Annotated in this window: 19 protein-coding genes; 9 read left to right on the forward strand and 10 right to left on the reverse strand. The window is 58.2% G+C overall.

The window, feature by feature from the left end:
* Positions 1 to 688: 688 nt before the first annotated feature.
* On the reverse strand, positions 689 to 1,444 hold the full coding sequence (locus AC2FJE_RS03105; RefSeq protein WP_282168571.1) for a helix-turn-helix transcriptional regulator: 756 nt from the start codon (positions 1,442 to 1,444) through the stop codon (positions 689 to 691).
* Positions 1,445 to 1,531: 87 nt separating this feature from the next.
* On the opposite strand from AC2FJE_RS03105, the gene AC2FJE_RS03110 reads away from it, so the two are divergent.
* On the forward strand, positions 1,532 to 1,927 hold the full coding sequence (locus AC2FJE_RS03110) for a RidA family protein (RefSeq protein ID WP_282168572.1): 396 nt from the start codon (positions 1,532 to 1,534) through the stop codon (positions 1,925 to 1,927).
* A 63-nt stretch (positions 1,928 to 1,990) separates the two neighbouring features.
* On the opposite strand, the gene AC2FJE_RS03115 is transcribed toward AC2FJE_RS03110, so the two are convergent.
* Positions 1,991 to 2,362 carry an OB-fold nucleic acid binding domain-containing protein gene (locus AC2FJE_RS03115; RefSeq protein ID WP_282168573.1) on the reverse strand — a complete coding sequence of 124 codons (372 nt, stop codon included), beginning with the start codon at positions 2,360 to 2,362 and terminating at the stop codon, positions 1,991 to 1,993.
* 127 nt (positions 2,363 to 2,489) lie between these two features.
* On the opposite strand from AC2FJE_RS03115, the gene AC2FJE_RS03120 reads away from it, so the two are divergent.
* Both AC2FJE_RS03120 and AC2FJE_RS03125 read left to right on the forward strand, forming a co-directional pair.
* Positions 2,490 to 2,813 carry a 2Fe-2S iron-sulfur cluster-binding protein gene (locus AC2FJE_RS03120; protein WP_058273927.1) on the forward strand — a complete coding sequence of 108 codons (324 nt, stop codon included), beginning with the start codon at positions 2,490 to 2,492 and terminating at the stop codon, positions 2,811 to 2,813.
* Entirely contained in the window at positions 2,813 to 3,535 is a 723-nt protein-coding gene (locus AC2FJE_RS03125) for an FG-GAP repeat domain-containing protein (RefSeq protein WP_496753602.1), read from the forward strand. The genes AC2FJE_RS03120 and AC2FJE_RS03125 overlap by 1 nt, the downstream gene beginning before the upstream one ends.
* Positions 3,536 to 3,616: 81 nt before the next feature.
* Here AC2FJE_RS03125 and purD read toward each other — a convergent pair whose 3' ends face one another.
* Positions 3,617 to 4,879, reverse strand: coding sequence for a phosphoribosylamine--glycine ligase (purD, locus tag AC2FJE_RS03130; RefSeq protein WP_496753600.1), 1,263 nt, complete (start codon positions 4,877 to 4,879; stop codon positions 3,617 to 3,619).
* A 74-nt stretch (positions 4,880 to 4,953) separates the two neighbouring features.
* Here purD and xseA point away from each other — a divergent pair, with 74 nt between their 5' ends.
* Positions 4,954 to 6,447, forward strand: a complete 1,494-nt coding sequence (xseA, locus tag AC2FJE_RS03135; RefSeq protein WP_496704409.1) for an exodeoxyribonuclease VII large subunit — start codon at positions 4,954 to 4,956, stop codon at positions 6,445 to 6,447.
* Between the two features lie 12 nt (positions 6,448 to 6,459).
* Here the strand turns inward: xseA and AC2FJE_RS03140 are convergent, their stop codons facing one another.
* A complete protein-coding gene (locus AC2FJE_RS03140; RefSeq protein WP_282118867.1) occupies positions 6,460 to 6,885 on the reverse strand; it encodes a hypothetical protein in 426 nt (141 codons plus the stop codon).
* A gap of 104 nt (positions 6,886 to 6,989) precedes the next feature.
* Between AC2FJE_RS03140 and AC2FJE_RS03145 the strand changes: the two genes are divergently transcribed.
* The 5 genes from AC2FJE_RS03145 (at position 6,990) to AC2FJE_RS03165 (ending at position 11,290) form a co-directional block, all read left to right on the forward strand.
* Positions 6,990 to 7,628: a lysoplasmalogenase family protein gene (locus AC2FJE_RS03145; protein WP_496760624.1), complete on the forward strand. Its 639-nt coding sequence runs from the start codon at positions 6,990 to 6,992 to the stop codon at positions 7,626 to 7,628.
* 58 nt (positions 7,629 to 7,686) lie between these two features.
* On the forward strand, positions 7,687 to 8,850 hold the full coding sequence (gene ftsY / locus AC2FJE_RS03150) for a signal recognition particle-docking protein FtsY (RefSeq protein ID WP_496753596.1): 1,164 nt from the start codon (positions 7,687 to 7,689) through the stop codon (positions 8,848 to 8,850).
* 86 nt (positions 8,851 to 8,936) lie between these two features.
* On the forward strand, positions 8,937 to 9,839 hold the full coding sequence (locus AC2FJE_RS03155; protein ID WP_282150924.1) for a DMT family transporter: 903 nt from the start codon (positions 8,937 to 8,939) through the stop codon (positions 9,837 to 9,839).
* A gap of 16 nt (positions 9,840 to 9,855) precedes the next feature.
* Positions 9,856 to 10,461, forward strand: coding sequence for an inner membrane-spanning protein YciB (locus tag AC2FJE_RS03160; protein WP_058274883.1), 606 nt, complete (start codon positions 9,856 to 9,858; stop codon positions 10,459 to 10,461).
* Between the two features lie 160 nt (positions 10,462 to 10,621).
* Positions 10,622 to 11,290 carry a Crp/Fnr family transcriptional regulator gene (locus AC2FJE_RS03165; RefSeq protein WP_058274845.1) on the forward strand — a complete coding sequence of 223 codons (669 nt, stop codon included), beginning with the start codon at positions 10,622 to 10,624 and terminating at the stop codon, positions 11,288 to 11,290.
* A 220-nt stretch (positions 11,291 to 11,510) separates the two neighbouring features.
* On the opposite strand, the gene AC2FJE_RS03170 is transcribed toward AC2FJE_RS03165, so the two are convergent.
* From AC2FJE_RS03170 to rpiA, 6 genes are all read right to left on the reverse strand, one after another.
* Positions 11,511 to 12,947 (reverse strand): Do family serine endopeptidase, encoded by a 1,437-nt coding sequence (locus AC2FJE_RS03170; protein ID WP_496760660.1) that lies wholly within the window; start codon positions 12,945 to 12,947, stop codon positions 11,511 to 11,513.
* A gap of 185 nt (positions 12,948 to 13,132) precedes the next feature.
* Positions 13,133 to 13,327, reverse strand: a complete 195-nt coding sequence (locus tag AC2FJE_RS03175) for a DUF2065 domain-containing protein (RefSeq protein ID WP_113788722.1) — start codon at positions 13,325 to 13,327, stop codon at positions 13,133 to 13,135.
* Positions 13,327 to 14,223 (reverse strand): protease modulator HflC, encoded by an 897-nt coding sequence (gene hflC, locus AC2FJE_RS03180; RefSeq protein ID WP_108858947.1) that lies wholly within the window; start codon positions 14,221 to 14,223, stop codon positions 13,327 to 13,329. The genes AC2FJE_RS03175 and hflC overlap by 1 nt, the downstream gene beginning before the upstream one ends.
* Positions 14,223 to 15,368, reverse strand: coding sequence for an FtsH protease activity modulator HflK (gene hflK / locus AC2FJE_RS03185; protein ID WP_108858948.1), 1,146 nt, complete (start codon positions 15,366 to 15,368; stop codon positions 14,223 to 14,225). The genes hflC and hflK overlap by 1 nt, the downstream gene beginning before the upstream one ends.
* Positions 15,369 to 15,440: 72 nt before the next feature.
* Positions 15,441 to 16,799: a glutathione-disulfide reductase gene (gor, locus tag AC2FJE_RS03190; protein WP_496753594.1), complete on the reverse strand. Its 1,359-nt coding sequence runs from the start codon at positions 16,797 to 16,799 to the stop codon at positions 15,441 to 15,443.
* Positions 16,800 to 17,122: 323 nt separating this feature from the next.
* Positions 17,123 to 17,908 carry a ribose-5-phosphate isomerase RpiA gene (gene rpiA, locus AC2FJE_RS03195; RefSeq protein WP_496753592.1) on the reverse strand — a complete coding sequence of 262 codons (786 nt, stop codon included), beginning with the start codon at positions 17,906 to 17,908 and terminating at the stop codon, positions 17,123 to 17,125.
* Positions 17,909 to 17,940 lie beyond the last annotated feature (32 nt).

The raw sequence follows: 17,940 nt of genomic DNA on the forward strand, positions 1-17,940 counted from the left end.
CGAACTCGATCGATCGCCTATTCATGACTGCTCCTTATTGTGAACTTCGTTGCCTTAAGTATCCCCACCGACTCCGCAACGCTGACATTTAAGAAAAGGAGCGTCAGTAGTCCAACGTGCACGTCACTTGTAACCAAATATCCGACAAAACAACCGTTTCATCAGCACTCCTACCCAGTTTTTGAGTTCTTGATGTCGGCTAAAAACTTGTTACGCATCAGTAAGAAGGCAGCAACCAGGATCAAGGCCACGTAAAAAACTAGTTTCTCGTGGGAGGCGTATGGCTTTGGGAGGAAGTCGACGTCGGGGATTTCAATGCCGAAGAACTCTATTGGTAACGTGTACCTGACCGCTACTAGGTAAGCTACTGCGCTGAGAATATAGCAAACCTTCAGGGCGACCTTTTGATTAATCATAACGCCTCCACGCTCCTTATTGTGAACTAGCTCAAAAAATTCAGGAGGGCTTGTGACCCAACTGCTAAGAACGCAAATGTCGCTGCAAGCTTACCCCGGCCACTGATCGTCTCTTCACGGTTCGTCACTTGCTTAGGTAGATGGTAAGAGGCGTTATACCAGTTGAAGGCTGAGAATCCGCCGAATATCACCACAGCCCATTTTAACACTTTAACAAAAAAATCAATTCTCCTTATTGTTGACTTAGAACGTCTGGTCCGAGCCCATTTTAATCAATACTGCGCGTTCGATGGATGACTGCTTTGCCGGTCATTTTGCAGCTCACTGTAAGGGCAGACGTCTTCTTCAAATGGAACATAGCGGCGGCGAAAGCTAGTACCTTCCACGGCTGCTGGAAGACTGATCCTATCCATCCTGAAATGCCGAAAATCCTCCCTTACCGGGTCCCAGCCCACGAGGTACCATAAAGGGGGCAGGATCAGCATTGCCTGTGGCTCCACTTTACGGCGGGTCCGCCGTCCTTTTGCATCGCGATACTCAAACGAGATGAGCCTGCGTCCAAGGAATGCCACTTCAACGGCGGGAAGCAACTCAGCATCCATTTTGCCCAAGTCCGAAAGGTCTTGCAGCGGGGACAATTGACCAATGTGTAAGCAGTCCAAGAAAGCGCGCAGGTCGCGCACTTTGTCTGCGGGCAGGGCCTTTTCGATCTTGGCTAGTCCGGCATCTGCCAGTTCCAAGAAAGGAAGGTTTCCCGCCGCCCGCATGGCTGCCACGCTGATGAGCAGTGCAAAGACCTCTGGCACCGATAACTTGGCAGTTGTCTGCATGGATTGCGGATCAAGCTGCAAGCCGCCACCCCGCCCCACGTCGGAATGGATCACATAGCCTTCATCCCGAAGCGCGCTGATATCACGAAGGACAGTGCGGCGGGACACCCCCACCTCATCAGCAAGGGCATCAATAGTGGATGTACCGTTTCGGCGGAGGGTCCGCACAATCTTTTCATGTCTGAGTCGAACATTCATTCTGACACGATAGCACAAACGGTGACAACTTTTGTCACTGTTTTGATTTAAACCGTTTCCAGAAATGCAAAAAATGGAGAATTCGACATGGAACGGACAGCAGTGAATCCCTGGGAGTGGTCGCTCAAACTTGGCTACAATCAGGCCGAGGTGATCAAAGGCACGACACGTCTGGTCATTTGCGCAGGGCAGACAGCGGTGGACGAGAACGGCGCGCCCCAGCACCCTAGCGATATGCGTGCGCAGATCAATTTGGCCCTGGACAATCTGGAAGCCTTAATCAAAGAAGCTGGCATGGATCTGAGTAATGTCATCAAGCTGGGCGTCTATGCCACTGATGTGGATGAGGCATTGAAGAACTTCGATCTGCTGGGGATGCGCTTTGGCCCGCATCGGGTCGCCCCGCCCATGACCTTGCTGGGTGTCACACGCCTCGCTATCCCCGGATTGCTGTTTGAGATAGAAGCAACCGCAGCTGCATAGGTGAGATCATAGCGGCCATTTGATTTCGAAAACCAAGTGGCTGCCATGTCCCGCTTAGCGGACCTATCCCTCCCCCCGCACCAGCACATCCAGCATGCCCGAGATATCCTCAACCTCTTCCGCGATCACATGGGTCACCGAATGCGCCCGCTGCATCCGGCCCGTGACCCGAAGCAGCCGCCCCGAGATCACCGCCCGGCGGAAGGTTTCGTAGATTTTGCGCCAGACCACCACGTTCACGATACCGGTCTCATCCTCGAGCGTGACAAAGATCACCCCCTTGGCCGTTCCGGGCCTCTGCCGCAGGATCACCAGCCCCGCAACCGCCACCAGCGCACCCTCGGGCGGATCGTCCAGACGATTGGCCGGCAGACACGCGGGCGGGCGCGGCCAGTTCCGGTCCGAAGCCACAGGGCGGGTAGGTAACGCAATCATGAGAACAAAAATAGAACAAACGCAAGGAAAGTCCATAGGCGGCGTGACGAGTCGCAAATGAGGCTGGAAAGACCTAAATGCCTTCACTATGGAAGAATTCGACAAGCGAAAGAGGAAGACGCACGCAATGGCAAAGATTACCTATGTCGAGCACGGCGGTACCGAACATACAGTCGAAGTCGCCAGCGGCCTGACCGTCATGGAAGGGGCCCGTGACAACAATATCCCCGGCATCGAGGCCGATTGCGGCGGCGCCTGCGCCTGTTCGACCTGCCATGTCTATATCCACCCCGACTGGGTCGAGAAGGTTCCGGCCAAGGACGACATGGAAGAGGACATGCTGGATTTCGCCTTTGAACCCGACCCGGCCCGCTCGCGCTTGACCTGCCAGATCAAGGTCACTGACGAATTGGACGGGCTGGTTGTTCAAATGCCCGAAAAGCAGATCTGATGCTTTTCAAAGCGATCGCGGCTGCCGCGATCGCAATTGGAATCTTTCCGAGCCAGACAAGATCTCAGCAGCCATGGCAGTATGAGCCGCTGGGTTCGGCAGAGTACTCCGAACCCACTGCGCGATACCCGCACGGGGTACTCGGTGATCAGATTGAATACGGCGCCCTGATCCTGCAATATGCGCCGGAATGGGCGAAATACACAATCCGGCTGCCAAAAGAGCGCGTTTTCGAAGATATCCGACCGCGCCTGATTGATATTGACAACGATGGCCGTCGCGAAGCTCTGGTGGTTGAAAGCCATCGTGACAAAGGTGCACGGCTTGCAATCTACAATGGCGGCGGCCTGATTGCCGCTACGCCCTACATCGGAACCCGCTTTCGCTGGCTCGCTCCGGTCGGAGCGGCCGACATGGATGGCGACGGCAACGTCGAGATCGCCTATGTCGATCGCCCTCACTTGGCCAAAACCCTGCGCATATGGCGATTTGCAGACGGCGAGCTGACCGAAATCGCATCGCTGCCCAATCTCACCAATCACCGTATTGGAGAAGATTTCATCTCCGGCGGTCTGCGCGATTGCGGCGGCACTCCGGAACTGATCCTCGCCAACGGCAACTGGACCCGCGTCATCAGCGTCACTTACGAAAACGACTGGACCACCCGCGACCTCGGCGCGTTTACCGGCCCCAAAAGCCTGAACAACGCGCTCAAGTGCTGATCCGCCTCTTCATCTGGCTAAAAATTTCCTGTGAGTGAGGCGATAGGCCGAAGGGGCAAAGCCCCCTGACCTACCGACTGTTCAAAGAGCCCGCCAGCCGATATCGCGGCGGTAAAAGCCTTCGGGCCAATCCACACCTTCAATCATCGCATATGCCCGATCGCGCGCCTCTTGCAGAGTATTCCCGCGCGAGGTCACATTCAGCACGCGCCCGCCTGCGGCTTGAACCTGCCCATCAACGGCCTTAGTGCCAGCGTGAAAGACCATGTTGCCGCTGTCCTCAGGAAGCGCATCCAAGCCCTTGATCGCAGATCCTTTTACGTAGGAACCCGGATACCCCTGTGCCGCCATCACAACAGTGATCGCATGATCGTCGGCCCAGTTTACCTGTGTCTCGCTCAAACGGCCCTCGGCCGCGGCATGAAGCAGGTCCAGAACCTGGGCACCAAGCCGCATCATCAGAACCTGGCATTCCGGGTCACCAAAGCGGACGTTGTATTCGACCAACCTCGGTTGGGCATCCTTGATCATCAACCCCGCATACAAAACGCCTTGAAATGGCATGCCCCGGCGCTTCATCTCGGCCATGGTCGGGCGCACGATCTCTTCCATCGCGCGCGCCTCGATCTCGGCACTCAGGACCGGGGCTGGGGAATACGCCCCCATACCGCCCGTGTTCGGGCCCGTGTCGCCTTCTCCTACGCGCTTGTGGTCCTGCGCCGTGCCAATGGACAGAATGTCCTCGCCATCACACAAGACGAAGAGAGACGCCTCTTCGCCCTCCATGAATTCCTCAATCACCACCTCGGCCCCTGCGCCACCAAAAGCTCCGCCGAACATGTCGTCGATGCCCTCCAGCGCGGTCTGTTCGTCCATGGCGACGATCACACCCTTACCCGCCGCCAAACCATCGGCTTTGACCACGATCGGCGTGCCCTGTTTGCGGACGTAAGCCTTGGCAGGTTCGGCCTCGGTGAACCTTGCATAGGCTGCGGTCGGAGCGTTCGACGCGTCACAGATTTCCTTGGTGAAACTCTTCGATGCTTCCAACTGCGCCGCATCTGCCGACGGACCAAAGACCAGCACACCCGCTTCACGTAGACGATCCGCGACTCCAGCGGCCAGGGGCGCTTCGGGGCCGACGACCACGAAGTCAATCGCGTTCTCTTCGGCAAAACTGACAACTGCGCCGCCGTTTTCGACATCCAGTGCCGCGCACTCGGCAATTTGTGCAATCCCTGCATTTCCCGGCGCCACGATCAGTCGGTCACATTTGGGATTTTGCATCACCGCCCAGGCGAGGCTATGTTCCCGCCCGCCGCTGCCGAGAATAAGGATGTTCATGAAGGTCTCCGATCTGCTTGGCCTCGCCTTCCGGGCGTTCTAAGCTGGCCGGGCATTTGACACAAGGCGCTGAAATGTCCGACCTGCTTGATGACCCGATCCCGGGCCAAAACACCCCTGAATACACCGTTTCGGACATCTCGGGTGAGGTGAAACGCACGCTCGAGGGCACGTTCGGGCGAATCCGTGTGCGTGGTGAGGTCGGACGCGTGTTCACAGCGCGCTCGGGGCATCTGTACTATGACATCAAGGATGACCGGAACGTTTTGGCCTGCACCACCTGGAAAGGTCAGGTTTCGGGCCTCTCGGTGGTGCCGGAAGAAGGTCTTGAGGTTGTCGTCACCGGGCGCCTGACGGCCTTTGGCGCGCAATCGAAATACAACCTGAACGTCGATGAGGTCGCGGTCGCCGGGCAAGGCGCTTTGATGGCCCTGCTGGAAAAGCGCAAGAAACAGCTTGAGGCGGAAGGTCTGTTCGCACCCGAACGCAAAAAGCCTCTGCCCTACCTGCCCCAGATCATTGGCGTGGTGACATCACCATCTGGCGCTGTGATCCGGGACATCCTGCACCGCCTGCGGGATCGCTTCCCGCGCAAGGTGCTGATCTGGCCTGTCGCTGTACAAGGTTCCAACTGCGCACCCGAGGTTGCGCGGGCCATCGACGGTTTCAACAAACTGACGCCGGGCGGCTCGCTGCCCCGGCCCGACCTGATCATTGTCGCCCGGGGTGGCGGATCGATCGAAGACCTTTGGGGGTTCAACGAAGAAATCGTTGCACGCGCGATTGCCGCGTCGGACATTCCGCTGATTTCTGCCGTGGGTCACGAAACGGATACAACGCTGATCGACTTCGTCTCGGATCGACGCGCGCCAACCCCGACCGCCGCGGCTGAACTTGCCGTGCCGGTTCGGATGGAACTTCTGGCCTGGACGGGTGAGCAAGGTGCACGCCTTTCTCGTGCAGCGACGGACGCGGTTCAAAGACGCTCTCAACGGCTTCGCGACCTGTCACGCGCGTTGCCGCGCCCGGATAGCTTGTTGAACACCCCACGCCAACGCCTTGACTTAATTGCGGATCGGCTGGCACCCGCACTAAATCGCGGCGTGCAGAACCGACGTCTGCAAGTTGTCGAGCTGTCTGCACATCTGCGCCCTTCGACGTTGCGCAATCTCGTTTCGACCAGAAACGAGGCCTTACGCAACCTGTCATCCCGTCTGTCTCTGCGCCCAATCCACAGAGAGATCGAACAACAAAAGCAGAATATCAACAGGTTGGCCGACCGTATGAACGCGGCACAGGCCACGCGCCTGGATCGGATGCGGCAACAGCTGGACGCCGCTGATCGCCTGCGTGAAACACTTAGCTACAAGGCGACGTTGCAGCGTGGCTACGCTGTGGTCCGAGCTGAGGGCGAGGTTCTGACAACCAAGAAACAGGCGTCAAAGCACAGCGCATTCGAGATCGAATTCGCAGATGGTCTGCTGAATACGAGCCAGCCCACGACTTCACCGGCGGCACCTAAGAAGTCAGCAAAGAAAGATGCACCGGACCAGGGCTCGCTGTTCTAGCCGAATGCGCCTTCAGACCCCGACTTCGGGGCCGAGACAAACCATTTCTTCATTGATGTCCTCGGCCTCGTACAGCTCGGTGGCGTCCGAGTTGCCCTCGAACAAGGCGATCAGGCCCCCGTCAGACTTGGTAAAGACCCAGCATTGCGGGTCAATCCGGTCTTCGTAGACAAAGCAGATCTGGCCCGCTTGTTCGTACCAGACACCCTCTTTGCAATTGCCGTCCAGAAAAGACCAGATCACGCGGCGATTGGGCAAATAGCGCTCGACGCCGTAAACCGTTCCCTGAAACCCATAGAACATGGTTTTTCCGCGCGTATAACTGTCGAATTCAGCCCCAGACAAAGCTGACTGAGCCGCTGCCGTCTGCGCAGAAAGTGTCAGAAGAATCGCAATACGCCTGAGCATGGGAACATTCTGACAGATGCCGGTCAGCATCGCCAACAGACAATCCCCTAAAACCGGCTGCCTTAACGTCACCGCTTGAGTTGTAATGGCGATCCCGGTGATGCTGCCAAAAATAGCCAAATGGGGGGCATTTGATGACAACCGCTTTTTTCTGGATCGCTGCCGCGAGCGCGCTGGCCTATTTGCCGATGTCACCGCGCCCGGCCAGCCCCCTGCGATCCCTCTTCAAGACGGCCTCTGTCGCGCTACTGGCGCTGGTTGCTGTCTTAAGTGGCGCCCCCATGCTACTGACCCTTGCGCTAGTCCTGTGCGCCTTGGGCGACGCGCTGTTATCACGCGAGACGGACTCGACCTTCATGGCAGGGATCGGTGCATTTGCAGCAGGCCACCTGGCCTATATCGCTCTGTTCCTCAGCCACCCATCCAGCGACACCGCTCTGATCTTCGACAAGTCCGGCATCTTTTGGTCGCTGATCATCCTCGGGATCGTTGCTGCAACCCTGCTCGCCCCCCGCGCCGGTGACCTCAAGGTACCGGTTCTGGGCTATATCCCGATCATCCTTGGCATGGGCATTACGGTCCTCGCCTTGCCCGAGGCGGGCGCGTTACGCTGGGCCCTGCCCGCCGCACTGGCCTTCATCGCGTCGGACCTGATACTGGCGACTGAAAAGTTTCTGCTGCCTGACGGCCATCCGGCGCTACGCATCACGCCCTATATGATCTGGATCCTATACTGGGGCGCGCAAGCGGGGCTGTTGATTGCGTTTTTGTGACCCTTTGCAACTGCCGCAAATCCGCATTAGGTGAGAGGAACACCTGCGGAGACTAAAAATGGCGTTTTTCTCAAAGCTCAAGGACAAGCTGTTCAAATCCTCGTCCCGCCTCGAACAGGGGCTGGATGCCATCGTCGAAGACGGTGGCGAGGAAACGACCGCCCCCGATCCAGTTATCCCCGAGCCTGAGCCGCAGCCGGAACCGGTTCCCGAAGTTCCACAGCCGGTGCCAGAGACACCTGAACCCGCCCCTGTGCCACAGCCGGTCGAAACACCTGAACCCGCACCGGTCGACCCAACCCCTGCTCCGCCCCCGCCTGAGGCCGCGCCATCCAAAGGGGTGTTGGGACGCCTGTTTGGCCGGAACGAAGCCAAGGCCGTCATCCGTCGTACGTTGGACGACGATATGCTTGAGCAGCTAGAGGAACTGCTGATCGCCTCGGATATGGGCGTCGACACCGCTTTGCGGGTCACATCCAACATGGCCGAGGGGCGATTGGGCCGGAAACTCTCCACGCAAGAGATCAAGCAATTGCTCGCCCAGGAAGTCGCCCGTGTGATGGAACCGGTTGCCAAGCCTCTGCCCATCTACCCCAAGCGCCCGCAGGTCGTGCTGGTCGTTGGCGTCAACGGGTCCGGCAAAACCACAACCATCGGTAAGCTGGCCAGCCAGTTCAAAGCCGCGGGCAAAAAGGTCGTCATCGCCGCCGGGGACACCTTCCGCGCAGCCGCCGTCGAGCAGCTACAAGTCTGGGGCGACCGCGCCGGTGTGCCGGTGCTGACCGCACCCGAAGGGTCAGACCCGGCCTCATTGGCTTTCGACGCCCTGACCCGCGCGCAGCAAGACAGTGCAGACCTGCTGATGATCGACACGGCCGGGCGCCTGCAAAACCGATCGGATCTGATGGAGGAACTGGCCAAGATCGTCCGCGTGATCCGCAAAATCGACGAGACCGCCCCGCACAACACGCTGCTGGTGTTGGACGCCACCACGGGCCAGAACGCGCTAAGCCAGGTCCGGACATTCCGCGACCTCGCTGACGTGTCAGGGCTGGTGATGACCAAACTCGACGGCACCGCCAAAGGTGGCGTATTGGTTGCACTGGCTGACAAGTTCGGCCTGCCAATCCATGCCATCGGCGTCGGAGAACAGATCGACGACCTCGCCCCCTTCGACCCCGAAGAGTTCGCCGCCGCCCTCACTGGCCTGGACCAAACCTGATCCCCCCTCTATCTGGCCCCAAATATCCTCCGGGGGGCTGGGGGTGGAAAACCCCCGACCTCTCCTCCCAGCAAAAAGACTGACATTTGAGCGACTGGCTGATTTCTCTCGAAGGCACCGAAGCGGGCCATCAGCTGGCTCTTGGCCTCGCTCTGATGGCCGCCTTCCTGCATGCTGTATTTGGCGCGCTGCAGAAGGGCCGCCACGATCCCTGGCTGTCCCGAGGGGCAATCGACGCCTGCTATTGCCTGATGGCCGCCCCTTTTGCCTTTTTCGTGGTGCCGTGGCCTGAACCCTACATGTGGTCCATCTTCGCCGTGGTCTGGGTGATCCACATCGCCTACAAGGTCCTTCAGGCCATGGCCTATACAAAGGGTTCATACACTGTCGTCTACCCTGTCGTACGCGGCACTGGCCCCCTATTCACGGTCATCGGCGCCTATCTGCTCTTTGGCGAGACCTTTACCGGGATTCAATGGTTTGGCGTTTTGGTCCTGCTGGCCGGTATCTTCGGCCTGGCCGCCTATAATTTGCGTTTTCTGGAAACCAACCGGGAAACGCTGGGCATCGCCCTGGTACTGGCCATCGCAACCGGCCTGTTTGTCGCGCTCTACACCACTTATGACGCCTATGGTATCCGGGCCACCGCCGACCCGTTCACCTTTCTGGCGTGGTTTTTCATGATCGACGGTTTTGCGATGCCGATTTACGCCTTCTTCAGATGGCGCGCCATGATCAACCGCCCGGCCGTTGGACCATTGATGTTGCGGGGCTTGGCCGGAGGCATCATCGCCCCTATGTCCTTCGGAGCAATCATGCTGGCCACCCGTCTGGACAAGGTCGGCGAAGCCGCCGTTCTGCGAGAAACCTCGACAGTCTTCGCGGCGCTTATCGGGTGGCTGGTGTTAAAAGAAACTGTGGGGCCAAGACGGGTCGCGCTGATGGCATTGATTGCATTGGGCGCCGTAATAGTTGAAATGGGCGGGTAAAAATCAGGAAACCGACATGCCAGGCAAAAAAGAAATCAATCCATTTCTGAAACAAGCGTTAGAGCTTGGGCCGCCACTGGCCTTTTTCTTCATCTACCTACGTCTGCGTGACGACAGTTTCCTGATCGGAGGCATTGAATATTCAGGCTTTATCATTGCGACGATCATCTTCGTCCCGCTGATGCTGGCCGCCATGGGCATCCTCTGGGTCCTGACCGGCAAACTGAGCCGGATGCAGATATTCACCGCCTTCATGGTCATCTTCTTTGGGGGCCTGACCGCTTGGTTCAATGATGAGCGGTTCTTCAAGATGAAAACCACGCTGGTTTACGGTTTTTTCTCGGTCATCCTTGGAATTGGCCTTCTGCAAGGGAAATCCTACCTGGCCTATGTCCTCGAAGATATGCTGCCGATGCGCCATGAGGGCTGGATGATCCTGACCCGCCGGTTGTGCGGCTGCTTTGCGGTTCTGGCCGTTGCCAATGAATTTGTCTGGCGAACCATGTCGACGGACCTGTGGGTCAAAATTGAAACTTTCGCCTTTCCGATCGCGCTGATGGCGTTCCTGATGCTTCAGTTCAGTCTGTTGCAACGCTACATGGATGATCCAGACCACCAATAGGCGAACACTGATAATCGGCGCGCAGCTTAAGCGTTTGCTTTCATATTGAGCCGTCACACAGCGCACAATCAGGCAAACCAATAAAAACCTTGGAATAATAGCCCGGCTGTGGAACATTGGGGCACCACTCAACACCAGCAGCCGGAGACCCCTCAACCACATGAAGGCACTCCCAAACAGCGGATTCCTGTCCGAGGCATCAGACCGACTCAGGGCTATGCTTTCGGCACTCGCGACCGAGATTTCCTTGGATCAAGGCCAGGTGCTGTTTGAGCAGGGGGACGAAGGCGATGCGCTGTATGTGATTTCTGAAGGTACGCTCGAGGTTTCATTCCTTGCGATGAGCGGGCGCAAGCTGTCTTTGACCCTTATGAAGCCGGGCGAAGTGTTTGGCGAAATTGCGTTGTTCGACAGCGGGCCGCGGACCGCCACAATAGCAGCGGCCGAGCCATCTAGCGTGCTGCGCGTGCGCCGCAGCGACGTGATGGACCAGATCCGCCAGCACCCCGATCTTGCGGTCGACATGATCCGTCTGGCGGGCCTGCGCATGCGCTGGATGGGGTCACAGCTAAACGAACAAGTGTTCTTGCCGATGCCCATTCGTCTGGCGCGCAAATTGCTGCATCTGTCTGCCCTTCAGGACGACCCCGCCATGCGCATCACCCTGTCCCAAAGCGAATTGGCCGAGTTCGTCGGTGCCACGCGCGAGGCTGTATCCAAGACGATTTCCACTTGGAAACGCGACAATGTTGTCGAGGCATCCCGAGGCGGGTTGATGATCCAGGACTTTAACGCCCTAAAAGAACTGGCCGAATCCGACTTAATCTGACCTTGTGACCTCCTTCACATACGGCGCATGCCAAAATAGCTAATGTCTTAGTTGTTACCGTAGGGGGCCAGAGAATCATCCCCGATATCTGTCCACTGGCCTCTCCCTGTACCAGAGCCATGCGCCTCCCCGGCGTGTGGCTCACTTACTTTCAGCGCCACGTGGAACGGAAAAGGCCGAGGCATTGCCCCGGCCTTGTCACAACGTTTGATGTGGTGCGTTACTCGCCCAAACTCAGCGCCACAAAGCGGGGGTCGCCACCGCGTCGTACAAGCAACAACAGCGATTTACGCCCGGCCTCACGCGCTTCTTCCATGCGTGCTTCCAGATCTTCAATCGACGTCACCTTTTGCTGTCCAGCCTCGGTGATCAGATCGCCGGCGCGCAACCCTTTGGAAAACGCCTCAGAGGCTTCATCCACTTCGGTCACAACCAGCCCATCGGCGTCTTCTTCCAGACCAAGATCCGTGCGTAGCGTGTCCGTCAGCGGCGAAATGGTCAGACCAAGAATGTCAGCATTCTCTTCCGTTGGAGCCTCAGACGTTTCCTCCTCGCCCTGATCGGCCCGTTCGGCATCCTCACGACGCCCCAGAGTAACCAGGACGGTCTGTGTTCCGCCATCGCGATGCACGACAACACGCACGGCTTTGCCCACGGTTGTCTCGCCGACCTGACGCACAAGGCCGCGTGTATCTTCGACCTCGACCCCATCAAAGCTGAGGATCACGTCACCAGCCAGCAGACCAGCATCTTTCGCCGGCCCATCCGGAACATCGCTGATCAGCGCACCGCCCGGTTTGGCCAACCCCATTGCCTCGGCCATGTCCTCGGTTACGTCCTGAATGCGAACGCCCAGCCAACCACGGCGGGTTTCGCCGAATTCACGCAGTTGGTCGACCACCTTGACCACGACGTTGGACGCCATTGAAAAGCCAATCCCGATCGAGCCGCCGTTGGGCGACAAAATCGCTGTATTCACACCAATCACTTCGCCGTTCATGTTGAACAGCGGACCGCCCGAGTTGCCCCGGTTGATGGCCGCGTCGGTCTGGATGTAGTCGTCATACGAGCCGCTAAGCGCCCTGTTGCGGGCCGAAACGATCCCGGCCGAAACCGAGAAGCCCTGCCCCAACGGGTTGCCCATGGCAATAACCCAATCACCGACACGGGCGACGTCACTGTCGCCAAACTGCACGTATTGCAGCGGGCCCGGGGCCTCGACCTTCAGCAGCGCAATATCGGTTTTCTCATCCGTGCCGATCACCTTGGCAGGCAGTTCCTCCGGCGGCTGTCCATCACCGGGGAAGAACTCCACCAGGATTTCATCGGCCTCGGCGATCACGTGGTTGTTGGTGACGATGTAGCCGTCCTCGGAAATCACGAACCCCGAACCCAGCGCGTTGCTGCGGCGCGGGCGATTTTCATCATCACCGTTCCGGTCCTGAAAATCGCGAAAGAAATCTTCGAACGGTGATCCCTCGGGCACAATGCCCTGCGGGCCGGTCTGGCCTTCGATCAACGTTGAGGTGGTAATGTTGACCACGGCCGGGCTGATCTTTTCTGCCAGCGGCGCCAGGCTTTCGCTCCGCGCCTGTGCTGCGACGGTTTGGGCCAGAACAAGAATCATCCCTGCAATGGCCAGCCACATCAGCCGCATGAAACCAACACCCTCGTCCTGCCGGACTGAAATACTGCGTGCGTGTGCCTGCACTTGGGAACTCCTTGTCAACAAGTCTTGTAAAACTGCCCTCGGGCAGATCTTCTCAGGAACCAATGTAGTCGGTTTGTCCTTGCCCGCAACTCGGGATCGCGGGGAAATCACCTGCAAGTGAGGTCACCGCATCAAAACCCAACCTGATAAGCCCCCCATAGCAGGATAAAGCCACTGACCACGCTCAGCAAACCGGCCAACCGTCGCGCCTGCTCGGGCAGTGACCGCAATGCCTCTAACATGCGCTCAATAAGCGAAGGGGCCAGCGCATAGGCCAGCCCCTCTACAATCAATACCAGCCCGAAAGCCAGAAGGATCAGTCCCATTATTCGGAGGCCGCAGCAGCCGGAGCTGGTCGTCCGGTCGGCGAAGCGAGGTAGTTGAAGAACTCGGAATCCGGGCTCAGAACCAACGAGCTATTGCCGCCCTGCAACGCGTTCTCATACGCGGTCAGCGAACGGTAGAATTCAAAGAACTCCGGGTCCGCGCCATAGGCTTCCGCAAAGATCGCGTTACGTTCGGCGTCCGCTACACCACGGGTGATTTCGGCTTCACGACGGGCATCTGACACCAGTTCGACCACGGTCCGGTCAGCTTGCGCACGCACACGCTGCGCCGCCTCGTTACCACGGGCACGCTCGTCTGTTGCTTCACGTTCCCGCTCGGCCTTCATACGGTCGAAGGTCGCCTCAAGGTTGGCCTGTGGCAAGTCGGTCGCCTTCAAACGCACGTCGATTACAGTCACGCCCAGCGCCTGTGCTTCGGCGATCGCGCTGTTTCGGATGCGCAGCATCAGTGCCGCACGGTCCGAGCTCAGGATGTCACGGGACGAAACCGAGCCCAGAACTTCGCGGGTTTCGGCCCGCAAAATACGATCCAGACGATCCTCGGCAACCGGGATACCACCGACACCAACGGCCTGACGGAACTGGTTCAGATCTGAAATCCGGTAACGTGCGAATGCATCGACAACCAGACGCCGATCGTCCAGAGGGGTCACCTCAAGGGGCTGTACGTCAATAGACAGGATACGGTCGTCATAGCGGACAACTTCTTGAATCACCGGGATTTTGAACGCCAAACCGGGGTCTTCCTTGACCGCGACGACACGACCAAATTGCAGGACCAGCGCGCGTTCACGTTCATCCACGATGAAGATCGAAGACAGGCCAACGACGCCAAGGATCACGACAAGAATGAGGATAATGGGTGATTTACGCATCAGTTGCTCTCCCCGGCTGGGCTACGACGCAGCTCGTTCAGCGGCAGATAGGGCACGACACCCTGCCCTTGCCCGGATGAGTTCTGGTCCAGAATGATTTTGTCAACGTCACCCAGAATCTGCTCCATGCGCTCCAGATACAGACGCTTACGCGTCACATCGGGTGCTTTGGAGTATTCTTCCAGAACTGCGCTAAAGCGGCTGGCTTCACCCCGCGCACTGTTGATCTGTTGGGCACGATATCCTTCTGCCTCTTCCAGAACCTGCGCAGCTTCGCCGCGCGCTTCTGCCAACACCTTGTTCGCATAGGCATCGGCTACGTTCTGCAACCGGTCCCGTTCCTGCGCAGCAGCTTGAACGTCGCGGAAGGCGGCGATCACATCCTGAGGCGGGTCGGCTTTGTCAAAGTTCACGCGGACAATGTTGATCCCTGAATCATAGCTGTCCATTGTGGACTGGATCAGTTCCTGCAAGCGATCCGCGATAACACCACGATCCCGGTTCAGGATCGGTGCAAGCTCGCTTTGAGCGATAATCTCGCGCATCGCTGATTCCGACACCGCACGGATCGTTTGGCGCGGATCACGCAAGTTGAACAGGAACTTCGCAGGGTCGTTGATGTTCCAGACGACTTGATAGTCGATATCGACCACGTTTTCGTCGCCGGTCAGCATCAAGCCATCATCGCTGCCGCGCGCGCCGCCCATATCTTCGTTCTGTTCACGGGTGACCGGGATGACTTCGGCGGTAACGAAAGGCCACGGCGCAAAGTTTAGACCCGGATTTCCGACGGCCGAGAATTCGCCGAGGAACAACTCAACCGACTGTTCTTCGGGCTTGACCGTGTAAAAACTGGCCGCCCCCCACAATACCGCCGCGACGACGACACCAATAAGAACCGTACCTTTTGTGAAGATGGGGCCACCGCCGCCAGAGCCCTGACCGTTGCCACCTCGGCCTGAACCGCCGCGGCCGCCCATAAGGACGCGCAGCTGTTCTTGGCCTTTCTTCATCAGCTCATCAATCTCGGGGATCTGCGGACCATCGCCTTCGGGGGGCTTGCGCCCATCACCGTTGTCACCCCGATTTCCTCCGCCGCCCGAGGAGCCTCCGCCCCCCCAGGGGCCGCCGCTATTGCCCGCCATATGTATCTATTCCCTTGTGTTGGACCGTGTGATCACGGGTTCCCTTGTAACTTGTGTGCGCGCGGTTGCAAATCAAGCAGTGCGCACAGGTTGCCGCATTGTTACCAATTCCTCTGCCATCACCGGATGAACGGCAACCGTGCGGTCGAAATCTTCCTTGGTTGCGCCCATTTTTACGGCAATGCCAGCCAGCTGGATCATCTCACCCGCGCCCGGCGCGACGATGTGGCAGCCCAGAACCTTACGGGTCGCCTGGCTGACGATCAGCTTCATCAGCACGCGCTGCGTTCCACCGGCAAAGGCTTTTTGCATTGGTTTGAACGATGTCGCGTAAACCTCAATCGGTTCCTGTGCCGCGCCTTCTTCTTCGCTCAGACCTACCGTTCCGAATTCCGGCTGCGTAAAGATCGCGGTCGGGATCAGTTCATGATCCACAGGCGTCGGGTTGCCTTTGAACACGGTTTCGACAAAGGCCATCCCCTCGCGGATCGCGACGGGTGTCAGGTTCACGCGGTCGGTCACGTCGCCGATCGCATAGATCGAGGGTACGCCAGTCTGGCTGTACTCATCCACCACGATCTCACCTTTGCGGCCACGTTCCACGCCCAGTGCCTCAAGGCCCAGATTATCCGCATTCGGGGCACGCCCGGTGGCGTACATGACCACGTCGAACTGATCCTCGGTGCCATCGGTGGCCTTGACGCGGATCTTGTCGCCTTCTTTGGTCATTTCCAGCACATTGGTGCCCAAACGAACATCGATGCCGTTCTGGCGCATCTCTTCGCAGATCAGGCCACGTGCTTCTTCGTCGAATCCTCGCAGAATTTGCGCACCGCGATAGAATTGAGTGGTTTTGACGCCCATCCCGTTCATGATTCCGGCAAACTCGCTGGCGATGTAGCCGCCACCGACAATCAGAATGCTTTGGGGCAGCTTCTCAAGGTGGAAGATCTCGTTCGACGTGATCGCCAGGTCCGATCCCGGGAACTCGGGCACGACCGGACGACCGCCTGTAGCGACCAGGATGTGCTTGGCTGTCTTGCGTGTCCCATCCGCCAATTCGACCGTATGTGGATCCACAACGGTCGCCCGCTGGTCAAAACTTTCAACGCCGTTGTTTTTCAGGATATTGCGGTAGATGCCTTCAAGCCGGTCCAGTTCAGTCACCAGCTTGCCGTGAAAAGTATCCCAGTTCAAAGCACCGGCCTGAATGTCCCAGCCATAGGCTTGCGCATCACCGACCATACCCGAGAATTCGCTGGCGAAGACCATCAGCTTCTTGGGCACACAGCCTCGGATGACACAGGTGCCGCCGTAGCGGTCTTCTTCGGCCAGCCCCACTTTGGCACCGTTCTCACCAGCTGCCACACGTGCGGCCCGGACCCCACCTGAGCCTCCGCCGATAACGAACAGATCATAGTCAAAGCTCATTTGTCCTGCCTCTTCCAAATTTCCGCAAGCGCCCGCAGGCCTTGCATGGGGTGTACTCTATCTCGCGCTGCTGTCCAGAGTGATCGCCGGGGCTCCGGCCTCTTCGGTTGCTCGAACTTGCGCAGGGAACCGCTGCAGCGTTGTGAACAAACGCCCAGATATGGTTGCATTTGTTTTATTCAACGGCGGCCTCCGCGTCTTGGATTGGTCAAACCAAGTGCCAAATTGTACGTGTCCCAAATCGTTCGCGGTCACGACTTCACTCAAAGCAATGTAGCGTCCGAATAAAACGAGTGAAGAAAAGCGATCTGTGTCTGCTCCGCTTAATCCGCCAGATCCGAGAACAAGTTCTCGCCTGCCTCCACCGCCTGATCAAGTTCGATCGTTCCATCGTTGATATCGCGCAGCTCGACCCGACCATCGCCGTGGCCGATCACAACTTTGTCACAGATGTCGATGAACAAACCATTCTCGACCACACCCGGGACCTGATTAAGCACCAGCGCCAGTTGCCTGGCATTTCCGATGCGCTGAAGGTGGAGGTCCAGAATGTGATTGCCCTCATCCGTGACAAACGGCGCCTCTCCGTTCATGCGCAGCGCGGCAGAAGTGCCCAGAACGTCCATCGTATCCAGCGCCTCTTGGATCAGCGTTCGCGTTGTCTGCCAGCCAAAAGGGATAACCTCGACCGGTAACGGGAACGCGCCTAGCGTTTCGACCTCTTTACCGGCATCTGCAATAACGATCATCTGATCGCTTGCCGTGGCAACGATCTTTTCCTGCAGATGCGCGCCGCCGCCGCCTTTGATTAGGTTCAGATCGCCGTCAAATTCATCCGCGCCGTCGATGGTCAGATCCAGCCAACCCGCCTGATCCAGCGAGACGACCTCGATCCCCAACTCACGGGCCAGTTGCGCGGTGCGGGTTGAGGTCGGAACAGCCTTGATCCGCAAACCTTCCTCCTGCACCCGCTCTCCCAGACGGCGGACCATCCAGGCGGCCGTTGATCCGGTGCCCAGCCCAACGCGCATCCCGTCCTGAACCATGTCAGCGGCCCGAAGCGCCGCGGCATATTTGGCTTTGTCTATGGGTGACAAATCTCCGGTCATTGTTGCATTCCCCCTTGGTATTGCGGAATTTA

The organism is Ruegeria sp. CDSC002, assembly GCF_059610905.1.